Below are 13,261 nucleotides of genomic sequence, written 5' to 3'. Positions count from 1 at the left end.
TGCTTGATGTTGAGGATCAGGTCGGTGACGTCCTCCTTGACGCCCGGCACGGTGGTGAACTCGTGCAGGACACCGTCGACCCGGATGCTGGTGACAGCAGCACCGGGGATCGACGACAGGAGGGTGCGGCGGAGGGAGTTGCCGAGGGTGTAGCCGAAGCCCGGCTCCAGCGGCTCGATCACGAACCGGGAGCGGAATTCGTCGACGACCTCTTCGGTCAACGAGGGACGCTGAGCAATCAGCACGAGGTATTGCCTCCAGTCTCTGGCGCCCGCTATCTGACGCCGTGGTCCCCGAAGGGTACGGGGGGTACGGCATCCTACGAAGCCGAACCGCCCGGCCTCGCCCGTCTGCAGGCCACCAAGGCGGTTCGTAGGCGCATACTGGGGGCAATGACAAAGCCTGCTGCACCGAAGCGTCATCTGCCCACCAGCCCATTCAAGGCCCCGGTCGCCCCGCCTCCCAAGCACTTCGCCGTCGGCGACCAGGTCACCCATGACGTGTACGGACTCGGCCGGGTGATCGGCATCGAGGACGGAATCGCGGCACTCGTGGATTTCGGCTCCGAGCAGATGCGGATCTTGAGCCCGTACGCCAAGATGACCAAGTTGTAGGACCACTGTGCCCGGTCACGGCACGCCAGGCCCCTTCCGGGACCTGAAACGAAAGCGAGACCTCTCATCGAACCGACGTCGCTGTTCTCCGCGCTGGAGGGGCAGCCCCGCTCTGCCGCTCCCGTGTCGCCGCCTCCGGCGACAAACCCCTTCCAGGCCCCGGACTTCGGGGAGGACGAGGCTTTCCTGCCCGAGGACGTACAGGAGCCCGCTCGGGGCGCTCGTGCGGCGTGACCCGAGGCCGGCTCTCCGCGTCGGCGGTGAGCCGGGGCGCTCAGGCGCGGATCACTCGCCGATCTCGGTCTTGTAGCCGGCGGCGTCGAGAAGGCCGGCGAACTCCGACTTGTCGGACGGCTTGAGCCTGAAGATCCAGCTGTCGTAGGGCTCCTCGTTGAGGAGCTCAGGGCTGTCGGACAGCTCCTCGTTGACCGCGATCACCTCGCCGCCGACCGGTGTGTAGACGTCCGTGGCGGCCTTCACGGACTCCAGGACACCGGCCGGCTCGCGCGCCTCGAAGACCTTGCCGACGCTGACCAGTTCCACGAACACCAGGTCGCCGAGTGCTTTCTGGGCGTGGTCGGTGATGCCCACCGTGATCGTGCCGTCCGATTCCCTGCGCGCCCACTCGTGCGTATCGGCGTACCGAAGATCAGCCGGGATGTGCGACATACGTGCTCCCCTGAAGCCGTAGGTGACCAACACGGCCATCCATGCCCGGGACCGGAGGGTGCGGGACGTGGTTTCCCCCGCATGGCTCACAAAGCCGGCACGCGGCTCGGGCTCAGCCGACCGTGAGGCCCGGGGCGGGCTGCATGCCGGCCGTCATCGGCGGTACGCGGTCGCCGCGACGGCGGGCAGGACGGCCAGGGCCAGGACGCCGCCGGTGAGGGCCAGGGCGGGGTAGCCGGCCGCGGTCGCGATGACGCCTGAGCTGATGCCGCCGGTGGCGCCGGCGATCGCTATGGAGACGTCCACCATGCCCTGGGTCCTGGCGCGGGTGGCGAGGGGAACCGTGTCGGTGATGATCGCCGTGCCCGACACCAGGCCGAAGTTCCAGCCCAGTCCCAGCAGGGCCAGGGCGAGCGCCAGCAGCGCGACGGAGTCGGCGGGGGCCAGGGCGGCGAGGACGCCGGCGGCCAGGAGAGTGAGACCGGAGGCGGCGGCGATCTTCATGCGGCCGTAGCGGTCCACCAGGCGCCCGGTGAGCGGTGACGGCAGGTACATGGCGCCGATGTGGATGGCGATGACGAGACCCGAGGCGGCGGTGCCATGGCCGTGGTCGTGCATGTGGACGGGTGTCATCGTCATGATCGCCACCATGACGAGCTGGGTGAGCACCATGACGAGTGCGCCCAGGACCACACCGCCGCGGCCCTCCTGCACGGAGGCCGCGGGCGCCTTCGCCCGGTCGGCCTGCTCGGTGGCGGCGAGGGCGCGGGCCGTGAGCAGCGGGTCGGGGCGCAGGCTGGTGGCCAGGACCACGGCCGCGAGGGCGTAGGCCGCTCCGGACAGCAGGAAGGGGCCGGCCAGGTTCGGAATGCCCAGGGTCTCGGCGAAGTCGCCGGTGGGTGCGGCGAGGTTGGGGCCGGCGACGCCGCCGAGGGTGGTGGCGACCAGGACCGTGGAGACGGCGCGGGCACGGTGGGCGGGGTCGGCCAGGTCGGCTCCGGCGTAGCGGGCCTGGAGGTTGGTGGCGGTGCCGGCGCCGTAGACGAACAGGGCGAGGAACAGCAGGACGGGGCTGTCGAGTACGGCGGCCGTGATGACGCCGGCGCTGCCGACGGCTCCGGTGAGGTAGCCGATGGCCAGGCCGGGGCGGCGGCCGCGGGCCTGGGAGATACGGCCCACGGCGACGGCGGTGAGCGCGGATCCGGCGGTGAACAGGGCGCTGGGCAGTCCGGCGAGGCTGGTGGTGCCGAGCATGTTCTGGGCGAGCAGGGCGCCTACGGTGACACCGGCGGCGAGACCGGCACCGCTGAGGATCTGGGAGGCGACCAGGACGCGCAGGATGCGGCGCTGTGCCTGGGCGGCGTCGGGTATGCCGGGCAGGGAGACAGGGGCGGCGGGCTCGGCTCGGGTCATGTCTCTCTTCCGGTGGCAGTGGGTGGCGTCAGGGAACCGTGGTGGCGCTGCACTGCAGGTGGTCCGGCACGGCAGATGTCACGCCAGGTCCCCGGCGTCGACAGGCAGTTCGGCCAGGCGCCACTCCAGCATCCCGTCGTCGAGGCGGATCGCGCGGCGGCCGCGGTCGGTCAGGAGCCGTACCGCGTCGTAGGCGAGCACGCAGTACTCGCCACGGCAGTACACGACGATCTCCGTCTCCTCGGGCAACTCGTTGATCCGCTCGGCCAGTTCGTCGACCGGGATGGAGTGGGCGCCGGGGATGTGCCCGGCCCGGTACTCCTCCACCGGCCGTACGTCCAGCACCACCACGTCGCCCAACGCCACGCGGGCCCGCAGCTCCTCGCGGCTGACCTGTGCCACGGCGTCCTCGCCGAGGTAGGCGTCGCGGGCCGCGGGGACGGCGGCCTGGTGGGCCTCGGCGACCTTGCGCAGCAGCGCGAACAGCTGGGCCACGTCGTCGCCGGCGAGCCGGTAGTGGATGCGCACACCTTCGCGGCGGGTGGCGACGAAACCGGCCTGCTTGAGCGTCTGGAGATGCGCCGAGGCCGTCGTCAGGTTGAGCCCCGCCGCCTTGGCCAGGGCGTCGACGGTGCGCTCGCCCTGGGCGAGCAGATCGAGCAGTTCCAGTCGCTTTCCGCTGGCCAGCGCCTTGCCGCTGGCTGCGAACGCGTCGTACAGCTGAGCCTTCGTACCGGCCGTCGTCTTTCCCATACCAGCATCCTCCACAAATCCATGGAATAGCGTATGGGAAGCCGGGAGCCATGGCTACGCCGCCGAAGCCTCCATCAGTCGCTGCACCCCGGCCGTGAGCGCCGCCGTCACCGTCGGCGGCGGCACGTCCGGGGCTCCGAGGGTTTTCCGGGGGCCCTGCGTACGGGCGCTCAGGGGTAGTTCGACCTGGACTCCGCCGGACGGGGTCAGATTCACCGGGTTGCGGGGGCCGAGGCCGCGCAGGCCGGGCGGGATGTGGTCCAGGTCGGTGACGGACTCGAAGGCCGGGGCGAGGAGGGTGAGACTGCGGGCCAGGGTGTCGGCCGCCGCGCGGTTGGCGCCGCCCAGGAAGATCGCCCGGGGCGTCTCGGGTCTCAGGTGGCCGTGCAGGGAGACCGTCAGGGTCACGTGGGACAGGAACTGCTGCAGAGCCGCGCAGGTGGGGACGGACATGCGGTGCGAGGGGATGTGGACCGGGTCGCCTGCGGGCTGGGTGAAGACCAGGCAGCTGGCGCCCGTGCGGGCAGCGACCTCGTGGGCCAGTTCCGCCGTGCCGCCCTCCCTGCTGCCGTGCAGGGCCAGCAGGCCGATGTCCGACCGGAGGGTCAGTGCGGCGGCGAACTCCACGCCCTCGATCAGCACGCGCTCGGGCGCCACCGCTAGCGCACCACCCGCACGGTCTTCGACACCGTCACCTGGTCCACCTCCGACACCCGCACCGTCACCTTCATCGTCCACGTTCCCGGGATCGGCAGGTTGAAGGCGTCGGCGGCCCAGTAGCCGCCCCGGTCGGTGACCTTGCTGTCCAGGGGGCCGATCCGCTGGGCCGGGAGGGTGAAGGTGATGCGCAGTTCGGGGACCGCGGAGAGACCGCCGTCGGGGCCGTAGACCACCGCCTGGACGGAGTTCGTGCCGACCCGCCCGGGGTCCAGGGTGATCTGCACCTTGCCGTGGCCGCCGGGGGTGCCGACGTCGAAGGGGACCGTGGTGACCGAGGCCGCCTGGATGCCGTCCGGCGCCGGTGCCGACTCCGCCGCCTCGGCCGCCGCGCGGCCCGGCAGCGTGCTCGTCAGGAGGGTCGTCAGGACGAGGACCAGGGTGCCCACCGCCATCTCGGTCAGCACCCAGCGGCGGAGGCTGTGGGGGTGCGGGGCGGGGGCCGGTGCGGGGTTCGGCCCCGGGGGGAGCGGGGGGCCGCCGGCCGGCTGCGGGACCCGGGCCTGTTCCCGTGCCGCGGGCCGGGCCGCCAGGCGGGTCGTCCAGCGGCGGGAGCGGGACGCGGCCGCGAGCAGGAGGGCGACCGCCGCCAGCTTGGCCAGCAGAAGGCGGCCGTACGTCGTGTCGGTGAGCGCCTGCCAGGAGCCGAGGCCCCGCCACGACTGGTAGACGCCGGTCGCCACCAGGACCGTCACCGAGGCGAAGGCCAGGCGGGAGAAGCGGATGACGGCCTGGACCAGCGGGGCGGCCGGATCCGGTGAGGCACGGCGCAGCGTCAGCGCCAGGGCCGTCAGGCCGCCCAGCCAGGCGGCCATCGCCAGCAGGTGGAGGGTGGCGGAGGTGATCGCCAGCGGGACCTGGAGGCCGGCCGAGGCGTGTTCCGAGGCCGCCCAGGTCAGGGCGAGGGCGCCGGAGAGGGCCGCGGCGGTCGCGAGGGCGGCCCGGCGGGGGATCCGGCGGCGCCATCTGCGCAGGGCCAGTGCGCAGGCTCCGGCCAGGAGCAGCAGGGCCAGACGGGTGAGGAGGAGTTCGCCGGGCCGGGTCGAGGCCGTACGGGTGAGGGAGGAGAGGGCGAACGCCGACGTCGGGGCGGTGCCCTCTTCGTACGGGGCCCTCAGGAGGAAGAGGGCCATCGTCGAGGCGAACAGGGTGCCCCAGGCGGCCGCCACCGGTGTGCGCAGGTGGCCCGGCCTCGGCGGGCGGCAGTACGCCACGAACGCCGCCGGACCCAGCAGGAGCGCCACGGCGAGGTAGGCGATGTAGCGCGCGATGTTGTAGAGGCTGGTCGTCGCCGGGTTCTCCGCACGGTCCGGGAGCACGCTCGTCGCCGTCGCCGTGCGTTTGCCGACCGAGAAGGTGAGCGCGCCGGACACCGGGTGGCTGTCGGCCGACACCACCCGCCAGGCCACGGTGTAGGTGCCGGTGCCCAGCCCGGCGGGCAGGGAGACCCGGACGGTGTCGGAGCGGCCGGCCGCGTGGTCCGCCTCGCCGGTGCGGACGCGATGGTTCTCGGGGTCGTAGACGCGCAGGGAATCGGTCAGCAGGCCGACCGACTCCGTGAAGGCCAGGGTGACCTCGCGCGGCGCCGACTTGAGAACGGTCCCGTCGGCGGGGTCCGTCCCGCGCAGGGCCGCATGGGCCGAGGCGGGCGCGGTCGCGCCCAGGAGGAGCAGGAGCAGGCCCGCGCCGAGGACGGTCAGCCGTCGCAGCCACCGGTGTTCGTCGCGCACCTCACCCCTCCGTCCCACTGCCCCTCCGTACAGATACGGAAGGATCGGCCGCCGCGCTCACCAGGTCGGCCGCGCCGGCACCCCGCCGTCCAGCACCAAGTCATGGCCCGTGATCCAGGAGTCGAGGGGCGGGGCGAGGAACACGCAGCCTCTCATGCCCTGAAGGCGATGGGGGAGGGCGATCGGCTCGTCAGGCGTGGTCCCCCGGGAAGGCTGCCTCCCGCTCCAGAAAGGCCAGTCGGGCACGCTTCTCGGGCAGGTACACGTCCGGGATGTCGACCTCCGGGAGGACCACCTCGGGGCCTCGCTCGAATCCCTGGCGTTCGAAGCGGGCGATCGCCTTGGTGTTGCGCACGTCCGGGTCGACCACGACCCGGCGGTGGTCCAGCTCCAGCAGGACGTACGACGTCATCGCGGTCAGCAGCGCCGCGCTCCAGCCGGGGCGCGGGCCGTCCGCGGCGGCGGGCGCGAGGAGGAGGTGGACGCCGATGTCGCCCGGGCGGACCTCGTAGCACTCACCGACCCGGTCGGCCTCGGGCTCGTAGGTCTGGAGCAGGGCGGCCGGCTCGCCGTCCTTGGAGACGAGGAGGGCGTGGTGGGTGTCGAGGCCTGCCATGTGGGCGTAGATCTCGGCCACCTGGTCCCGCGTGAGGCCGGTCATGCCCCAGAACGCGGCGCGCTCGTCGCTCACCCAGGCGTGGACCACCTCCGCGTCGGCCGCCGGGTCGAGGGGGCGGATGCGGACGGTGCCGTAGCCGTCGATCACCTGTTCATGGACGTGCGGGTCGGACATCGGTCTCCTTCTCCAGGCGGTCCCAGTCGGTGACGACGGGAGCGAGCTCTCCCCCGAGCCACAGGGGGAGTTGGTCACGGTGGTGCGGTGAGCCCGGGACGCCGGACGCGCCGAAGGGCACCACCCACCGGCTGTCCTCGCGGCGGGCCAGGTCCCAGACGTAACGGGCCGCCGGGCCCCGGGCGGCCAGGTCGGTCAGGCCGGCCACGGCGGAGGTGCACAGCACGCAGTCGTGGTCGCCGGACAGGCCCGGTTCGTCGTACGGCTGCTCGTCGGGCAGCGCCCGCCAGGGCGCGAGGCGGTGGGTGGCGCCCCATGGACCCGCCGGAGTCCCGGCGGCGGTCTCCTCGACGGCGGCGCGTACGGCGGCGGGCCGGTCGACGCCGTACAACTCCTCGGCGCTCAGCAGGTGTTCCAGGGCGAAGGCGATGCGCGGGAGGAGGGCGAGCCAGGGGAGGAGGACCTCCGGGTAGGCGGGCACCTCGGTCAGCGCGGCGAACGCCGGGTGTGCGGCGAGGTGCCGTACGACCGCGCCGCGCACCGCAGCGTACGCCGCAGCGTCGGCGCTGTCCGCGTCCATGCGGCGGTTCCAGGCCAGGAGGCGGTCCCTGAGCCGGGCGGCCTCGGGGGCGAGGTCGTCGAGGCCGGCCAGGTGGTCCAGGAGGGGTGCGGCGGAGGCGAGGTGGGTGTCCGTGTGGATCGCGTGCAGGTCGGCGGCGGACCAGGCGGGGCGCTCGTCGAGGAGGGTGCGGATGCGGGTGGCGCGGTGCGGTGGGGCGAACTCGGTGCCGAGGTGGCTGGCCGGGCCGCGCTGGTTGGCCATCACCGCGATGCCGTCGGTGAGGCCGGCCCGGGGCATCTCGTACCAGCCGTGCCACTCGTGGCCGGGCTGCCAGGCGGGGACCAGGCTGGTGCGGTTGGCCTCCGAGCGGACGGGTACGCGGCCCGCGACCCGGTGCAGGGTGGCGCCCTCGGTGTCGGCTGCCTGTACGACGTTGACGGGCTCGGCCCAGGTGTCGAAGGCGGCGTCGACGTCGGTGACGCGGCGGGCTCGGAGGAGGGGTAGGAGGCTGCTGAAGCCGAGGTCTTCCGTGACCCGGGGTGGATAGCGCAGGGCCAGGGCCGTCTCGGCGGTTGCCTCCGGCTGCGGCTGCGGCTCCACCTCGGTTTCGCCGTCGTCGGACCGTCGTGGTTCCGTGGTTTCCAGGCCCTCCGGGCCCCCGGCGATCACCGGGCCCCGGTCCGTCTCGATGATCTCGATCTCCAGGGGGTGCTCCCCCGCGATCTCCACGGTCTCCGTGTGGCGTCGGGCGCGGTGCCAGGTGCCGTCGGGGCCGAGGGCCTCGACGCCCGCGCCCGTGCGGCGGAGGCGTTCGCGGTAGACGTCCTGGTAGTCGGCCATGGCGTTGGTGATGGACCAGGCGACCGTGCCGGTGTGGCCGAAGTGGGCGATGCCCGGGACGCCGGGGACGGCCAGGCCGACGACGTCGAACTCGGGGCAGGAGAGACGGATCTGCTGGTAGACGCCGGGGGCCTCGATGAAGCGGTGCGGGTCGCCGGCGAGAAGCGGCAGGCCCGTGAGGGTGCGCTCGCCCGAGAGGAGCCAGCCGTTGCTGCCCGCCGTACCGGGGCCGTCGGTGGCGAACAGGCCGACCGCTTCCGGGCCGAGGTGCCGTATCGCCTCCTCGCGCCACAGCTTGGCCGGGAAGCCGGCGAAGAGGATGTGCGTGCCGAGCCAGATGCCCAGCGGGTTCCACGGCTGCCAGGGGATGGGGGCATGGCTCGTCCGGGTGAACTCGGGTGCGCGGCGGGCCCCTTCCGCCAGGCCCTCATTGACGCCGTCCACGTACGCCCGGACCCAGTCCGCCGTCTCCGGGTCCCGGCTCTCCAGCGCGGTGAAACAGCGTCTCGCGGTGTCGTCGAGGCGGGCGCGGCGGGCGAAGACGTCCCAGGGGAGGGCGGCCGCGCCGAGGAAGGCTGCCGAGGTGCCCTGGGAGCGGTGCCGTTCGACCTCCAGCTGCCAGGCGCGGTCCAGGGCGGTGACACGGCCCTGGGCGCGGGCGAGGGCACGGACGCCGGAAGCGCGCAGGTGGGGGATGCCCCAGGCGTCGCGGTAGGTCTCGGTGGTCACCCTGGACACCCCTTCATTTTAGGTTAGCCTTGCCTAAGTTTGTGTCAGGAATCGTACGCGAGGGGTGGAGACGCGATGGGGCAGGGGCGGGGCTGGGAGGGAGCGGTCCTACGACTGCTGCGCGCCAGGGACTTCGTGTGCACGGTCACCGAGGCCGAGGACGTCACCCCGCACTACCGGCGGCTGCGGCTGACCGACGGCGGGCTGCTCGCCGCGACCGGCGTCCACCCCACGATGTGGGTGCGCCTGTGGTTCTCCGACGCCGGCCGCCCGCACCAGCGGGCCTACACCCTGGTCGACCCGGACCCCGCGACCGGCACCTTCGGCCTGGAGTTCGCCCTTCATGACGGATGCGCCGCCGACTGGGCGCGGGCCGCGCGGCCCGGGGACACCATCGAGGCGACCGTCCAGGGCACCGGGTTCCAGCGTCCCGACCCCGCTCCCTCGCACGTCGTCGCCATCGGGGACCCGGCCTCGCTGCCCGCGATCAACTCCCTGCTCGGCGCCCTGCCTTCCGCCCCGGCGACGATCTGGTTCGAGGGCACCCTGGACGGCCTCCCCTGCCACGCCGACCCGGCCCGCCACGAGATCCGCGAGGTGCCCCGCCGCGACGCGGGCGCCCAACTCGCCGACCGGGTCCGCGCCGAGCTGCCCGTCGTGCTCGACGGCACCCGCGACCCGTACGTCTGGATCGCCTGCGACACGGCCACCACCCGCACGCTGGCCACGTACGTGCGCAGGGAACTGGGCCTGCCGAGGCCCCGGGTGCACGCCCAGGGGTACTGGCGCGCGTCCTGACGCGCGAGGCGCGATCATCGACCCATGGACGTCACTCTGCACCTCGCCCAGGACCCCGAGGCCGACGCGCTGCTCGGCCGCAGCCCGCTCGCCGCGCTGACCGGCATGCTGCTCGATCAGCAGGTCCCGATGGAGTGGGCGTTCAAGGGGCCGGCGACCATCGCGCAGCGGATGGGCGCCGAGGACCTGGACGCGCACGAGATCGCCGTCATGGACCCGGAGGCGTTCGCCGCGCTGCTCTCCGAGAAGCCCGCCGTGCACCGCTACCCGGGCTCGATGGCCAAGCGGGTCCAGCAGCTGTGCCAGTACCTCGTCGAGCACTACGACGGAGACGCCGAGCTGGTCTGGAAGGGCGTCACGGACGGGAAGGAGCTGCTGAAGCGGCTCCAGGACCTGCCCGGGTTCGGCAAGCAGAAGGCACAGATCTTCCTCGCGCTGCTCGGCAAGCAGCTGGGCGTCGCACCCACGGGGTGGCGGGAGGCCGCCGGGGCCTACGGCGAGGCGAAGTCCTTCCGGTCCGTCGCCGACATCACCGGGCCCGAGTCGCTGGCCAAGGTGCGCGCGCACAAGCAGGAGATGAAGGCGGCGGCCAAGGCCGCGAAGGCCGCCGGGAAGTAGGGCCCGGCCGGGTGGCGGCGGCGCGCGCGGGCGGGCGGCGGCTCAGCCACCTGGCCCACCCGGGTGGCCGGACACGCCCGGGCGGTCCAAGCATGGAGCATGACCGAGGCACCCAGCGGTGACCCCTCCTGGGGTCGCGAGTACGACGACCGCAACATCCACGCGGGAGGGGCCCCGCAGGCGCACCACGAGCCCGAGCCGCCCTTCGAGGGCCCCCTGCACGCCCTGTCCCGGGCCGCCTGGCAGGTCGTCCTGCTCACCGGCGTCGCCTCGCTGGTCCTCGGCATCCTGGTGCTGATCTGGCCGGGCCCCTCCCTCGTCGCCGTGGGTGTCCTGTTCGGCGTCTACCTCCTCGTCAGCGGCGTCTTCCAGCTGGTCTCCGCCTTCGGCACCCACAAGACGACCTCGCTGCGCGTGCTCGCCTTCATCAGCGGTGCGCTGTCGATCGTGCTGGGCCTGTTCTGCTTCCGCGGGCCGATGCAGTCGATCCTGCTGCTCGCCCTGTGGATCGGCATCAGCTGGGTGATCCGCGGGATCACCCAGACCCTGGCCGCCATCTCCGACAAGCGCATGCCCGCCCGGGGCTGGCAGATCTTCCTCGGGATCGTCACGTTCGCCGCCGGGATCGTGCTGATCGACTCGCCGTTCAGGTCGGTCGCCGTGCTGACCCTGGTCGGCGGGTGGTGGCTGGTGGTCGTCGGCGTCGTGGAGATCGTCACCGGGTTCCGCGTCCGCGGCCGCGCCCGCCAGGTTCCGCGCACGGTCTGACCCCCGTGGCACGACACGGTGCGACCCCTCCGGTAGGCCGAGCGGGCGAATCTCGCGGGCCGCGCGATGCGGTACGGCTGCCGGGCGGGCATGCAACCGCCGTGAGCAGGACCCCGAGCCCCACCCGGAGCCGTACCTGGCTGCGGGTGCTCGTGCTGCTCCTCGCCCTGTGGGTGCCCGGCGCCCATCTGCAGGCCCAGGCGGCGCCCGCCCCGGCCGCGTCCGCCGAGAGCGCCGAGCACGACGTCCTGGACACGCTGCTACGGCCGCCCGCGCGTGCCCTCCACCAGACCGACGCGCCCGAGCGCACCGCACCCGTGCCCGACCCGCCCGCACCGGTCCGCCCGGCGCTGCGCCCGTGCCCCGCCGTACCCCGGCCGCCGAACGCCGTGCCGCTGCTCCGGACGGTGGTCCTGCGCTGCTGACAGTGCCCTGCCCCCCCAGGACAGTCAGCTCGACGCAAGGAACCGACCATGCCCACAGACCCGTACGCGGTCCTGCGCGCCCTGCTGCGCGCCGAGGCCAGACGCAGCGCACCGGCGAAGCCGGAGCGGAAGAGCCCGCAGGCACAGCAGCCTGCGGCGAAGGAGGACGGCCGCTGAGCCCCCGGCGGAGGCGGACCACCGCCTCCGCCGAACCACCGCATGCGCCGGGCCACCACCTGTGCCAAGTCACCGCGCGCGCCGGTTCACCGCCTGCGCCGGGCCGTGCCGAAGAGGGAGCGGGTGATCTCGCGGCCGATCTGGGTGCCGACCGAGCGGGCCAGGGACTTGAACATGCTGCTGCCGACGACCTGCTCGACGAGGGACGGCTCCTCCTTGGGAGCCTGCGCCGCCTTCCCGGCCTTCCCGGCCGCCTCGGCCGCCTCGGCCCGAGGAGCCTGCGGCCGCTCGGCGCTCAGCTTCTCGTACGCCGACTCGCGATCCACAGCCTGTGCATAACGCCCGTGGAGCGCGGACTCCCGCACCGCACGGTCCAGCTCGGCCCCGTCCACCGGGCCCATCAGGGACTCCGGCGCGCGCAGCCGGGTGGCGGCGACCGGGGTGGGTGCGCCCGTCTCGCCGAGCACGGTCACCACGGCCTCGCCCGTGCCCAGTCCGGTGAGGAGTTCCTCCAGGTCGTAGCCGGAGTTCGGGAACGTCCGCACGGTCGCCCGCAGCGCCTTCTGGTCGTCCGGGGTGAAGGCCCTGAGCGCGTGCTGGACCCGGTTGCCGAGCTGGGCGAGGACATCGGACGGTACGTCCTTCGGGGTCTGCGTCACGAAGAAGACGCCGACCCCTTTCGAGCGAATCAGGCGCACGGTCTGCGTGATCGACTCCAGGAACGGCTTGGAGGCGTCGCTGAACAGCAGGTGGGCCTCGTCGAAGAAGAAGACCAGCCCGGGCTTGTCGGCGTCGCCGATCTCGGGCAGGTCGTGGAAGAGGTCGGCCAGCAGCCACATGAGGAACGTCGAGAAGAGCAGCGGCTTGTCCTGGACGGCGGGGAGTTCCAGGACCGAGACGACGCCCCGCCCGTCCGGCGCCCTACGCAGCAGGTCGGCCGTGTCGAACTCCGGCTCGCCGAAGAAGCCGGCCATGCCCTGCGCCTCGAAGGCGGTCAGGGAGCGCAGGATCACCCCGGCCGTGGCGGTGGACAGGCCGCCGATGTTCTTCAGCTCGGCCCTGCCCTCGCCGGAGGTCAGGAACGCGACGACCGCCCTGAGGTCCTTGAGGTCGATCAGCTCCAGGCCCTTGGTGTCGGCGTAGTGGAAGATCAGGCCGAGGGACTGCTCCTGGGTCTGGTTGAGCCGGAGCACCTTCGACAGCAGCACCGGGCCGAAGCTGGTGACCGTGGCCCGCACCGGGATGCCGTGGCCGAGCCCGCCGAGCGCGAGGAACTCCGCCGGAAAGCCGGCCAGCGTCCACTGCTGGCCCACCTCGGCGGCGCGCCCCCGGACCCGCTCGTCCGGCTGCCCCGGCCGGGCGATGCCGGACAGGTCGCCCTTGATGTCCGCGAGGAACACCGGCACGCCCTGGGCCGACAGCTGCTCGGCGATCAGCTGGAGCGTCTTGGTCTTGCCGGTGCCGGTGGCGCCCGCGACCAGACCGTGCCGGTTCAGCACCGGCAGCGGGATGCGGACCGACGCGCCCGGGTGACACTCGCCGTCCCAGAGGAGGGCGCCGAGGTCGAGCGCGGGACCGGAGAAGGCGTACCCCGCCGCGATCTGCCGGGCCTCGGCGGGGAGCGTTTCACTGTCACTCATCTCCGGCCCCTGTTC

The 13,261-nt window shown here is 73.2% G+C and carries 14 protein-coding genes and 1 pseudogene; 6 read left to right on the top strand and 9 right to left on the bottom strand.

The genetic code is table 11. The features are described 5' to 3' along the window. Positions 1 to 245, bottom strand: a pseudogene (locus AC07DS_RS09735) (DNA-directed RNA polymerase subunit alpha); the annotation flags it as partial. Positions 246 to 392: 147 nt separating this feature from the next. On the opposite strand from AC07DS_RS09735, the gene AC07DS_RS09730 reads away from it, so the two are divergent. Beyond that, the gene (locus AC07DS_RS09730) at positions 393 to 614 is read left to right on the top strand and encodes a hypothetical protein (protein ID WP_479143924.1); all 222 of its coding nucleotides are present in this window, start codon (positions 393 to 395) and stop codon (positions 612 to 614) included. Between the two features lie 285 nt (positions 615 to 899). On the opposite strand, the gene gcvH is transcribed toward AC07DS_RS09730, so the two are convergent. The 7 genes from gcvH to AC07DS_RS09695 all read right to left on the bottom strand — a co-directional run bounded on the left by gcvH (position 900) and on the right by AC07DS_RS09695 (position 8,820). Continuing rightward, positions 900 to 1,283: a glycine cleavage system protein GcvH gene (gene gcvH / locus AC07DS_RS09725; RefSeq protein ID WP_479143923.1), complete on the bottom strand. Its 384-nt coding sequence runs from the start codon at positions 1,281 to 1,283 to the stop codon at positions 900 to 902. A gap of 153 nt (positions 1,284 to 1,436) precedes the next feature. After that, on the bottom strand, positions 1,437 to 2,696 hold the full coding sequence (locus tag AC07DS_RS09720) for an MFS transporter (protein ID WP_479143922.1): 1,260 nt from the start codon (positions 2,694 to 2,696) through the stop codon (positions 1,437 to 1,439). A 78-nt stretch (positions 2,697 to 2,774) separates the two neighbouring features. Further along, a complete protein-coding gene (locus AC07DS_RS09715) occupies positions 2,775 to 3,449 on the bottom strand; it encodes an ArsR/SmtB family transcription factor (RefSeq protein WP_479143921.1) in 675 nt (224 codons plus the stop codon). A 54-nt stretch (positions 3,450 to 3,503) separates the two neighbouring features. Further along, positions 3,504 to 4,106 carry a poly-gamma-glutamate hydrolase family protein gene (locus tag AC07DS_RS09710; protein ID WP_479143920.1) on the bottom strand — a complete coding sequence of 201 codons (603 nt, stop codon included), beginning with the start codon at positions 4,104 to 4,106 and terminating at the stop codon, positions 3,504 to 3,506. Positions 4,107 to 4,108: 2 nt separating this feature from the next. Continuing rightward, complete coding sequence (locus tag AC07DS_RS09705; RefSeq protein ID WP_479143919.1) at positions 4,109 to 5,896, bottom strand: copper resistance CopC/CopD family protein; 1,788 nt, start codon at positions 5,894 to 5,896, stop codon at positions 4,109 to 4,111. Between the two features lie 190 nt (positions 5,897 to 6,086). Further along, entirely contained in the window at positions 6,087 to 6,689 is a 603-nt protein-coding gene (locus tag AC07DS_RS09700) for a GNAT family N-acetyltransferase (protein WP_479143918.1), read from the bottom strand. Beyond that, positions 6,667 to 8,820 carry a penicillin acylase family protein gene (locus tag AC07DS_RS09695; protein WP_479143937.1) on the bottom strand — a complete coding sequence of 718 codons (2,154 nt, stop codon included), beginning with the start codon at positions 8,818 to 8,820 and terminating at the stop codon, positions 6,667 to 6,669. Before AC07DS_RS09695 ends, AC07DS_RS09700 begins: the two co-directional genes overlap by 23 nt. Positions 8,821 to 8,895: 75 nt before the next feature. On the opposite strand from AC07DS_RS09695, the gene AC07DS_RS09690 reads away from it, so the two are divergent. The 5 genes from AC07DS_RS09690 to AC07DS_RS09670 all read left to right on the top strand — a co-directional run bounded on the left by AC07DS_RS09690 (position 8,896) and on the right by AC07DS_RS09670 (position 11,606). Beyond that, positions 8,896 to 9,618 (top strand): siderophore-interacting protein, encoded by a 723-nt coding sequence (locus AC07DS_RS09690; protein WP_479143917.1) that lies wholly within the window; start codon positions 8,896 to 8,898, stop codon positions 9,616 to 9,618. Between the two features lie 24 nt (positions 9,619 to 9,642). After that, the gene (locus AC07DS_RS09685) at positions 9,643 to 10,236 is read left to right on the top strand and encodes an HhH-GPD-type base excision DNA repair protein (RefSeq protein ID WP_479143916.1); all 594 of its coding nucleotides are present in this window, start codon (positions 9,643 to 9,645) and stop codon (positions 10,234 to 10,236) included. Between the two features lie 99 nt (positions 10,237 to 10,335). Further along, positions 10,336 to 11,004, top strand: a complete 669-nt coding sequence (locus tag AC07DS_RS09680; protein WP_479143915.1) for an HdeD family acid-resistance protein — start codon at positions 10,336 to 10,338, stop codon at positions 11,002 to 11,004. Between the two features lie 101 nt (positions 11,005 to 11,105). Then, the gene (locus AC07DS_RS09675) at positions 11,106 to 11,429 is read left to right on the top strand and encodes a hypothetical protein (protein WP_479143914.1); all 324 of its coding nucleotides are present in this window, start codon (positions 11,106 to 11,108) and stop codon (positions 11,427 to 11,429) included. A 48-nt stretch (positions 11,430 to 11,477) separates the two neighbouring features. Next, positions 11,478 to 11,606, top strand: coding sequence for a hypothetical protein (locus tag AC07DS_RS09670; protein WP_479143913.1), 129 nt, complete (start codon positions 11,478 to 11,480; stop codon positions 11,604 to 11,606). An 86-nt stretch (positions 11,607 to 11,692) separates the two neighbouring features. Here the strand turns inward: AC07DS_RS09670 and AC07DS_RS09665 are convergent, their stop codons facing one another. Next, a complete protein-coding gene (locus AC07DS_RS09665) occupies positions 11,693 to 13,246 on the bottom strand; it encodes a helicase HerA-like domain-containing protein (RefSeq protein WP_479143912.1) in 1,554 nt (517 codons plus the stop codon). Positions 13,247 to 13,261: the final 15 nt, after the last annotated feature.

The organism is Streptomyces sp. NPDC044064 (genome assembly GCF_056434245.1).
This window is presented reverse-complemented; position numbering and strand designations above follow the sequence as displayed.

Coding starts and splice junctions, on each gene's coding strand:
- AC07DS_RS09730 (WP_479143924.1), top strand. CDS start 393: ATGACAAAGCCTGCTGCACCGAAGCGTCATCTGCCCACCAGCCCATTC.
- gcvH (WP_479143923.1), bottom strand. CDS start 1,283: ATGTCGCACATCCCGGCTGATCTTCGGTACGCCGATACGCACGAGTGG.
- AC07DS_RS09720 (WP_479143922.1), bottom strand. CDS start 2,696: ATGACCCGAGCCGAGCCCGCCGCCCCTGTCTCCCTGCCCGGCATACCC.
- AC07DS_RS09715 (WP_479143921.1), bottom strand. CDS start 3,449: ATGGGAAAGACGACGGCCGGTACGAAGGCTCAGCTGTACGACGCGTTC.
- AC07DS_RS09700 (WP_479143918.1), bottom strand. CDS start 6,689: ATGTCCGACCCGCACGTCCATGAACAGGTGATCGACGGCTACGGCACC.
- AC07DS_RS09690 (WP_479143917.1), top strand. CDS start 8,896: ATGGGGCAGGGGCGGGGCTGGGAGGGAGCGGTCCTACGACTGCTGCGC.
- AC07DS_RS09685 (WP_479143916.1), top strand. CDS start 9,643: ATGGACGTCACTCTGCACCTCGCCCAGGACCCCGAGGCCGACGCGCTG.
- AC07DS_RS09680 (WP_479143915.1), top strand. CDS start 10,336: ATGACCGAGGCACCCAGCGGTGACCCCTCCTGGGGTCGCGAGTACGAC.
- AC07DS_RS09670 (WP_479143913.1), top strand. CDS start 11,478: ATGCCCACAGACCCGTACGCGGTCCTGCGCGCCCTGCTGCGCGCCGAG.
- AC07DS_RS09665 (WP_479143912.1), bottom strand. CDS start 13,246: ATGAGTGACAGTGAAACGCTCCCCGCCGAGGCCCGGCAGATCGCGGCG.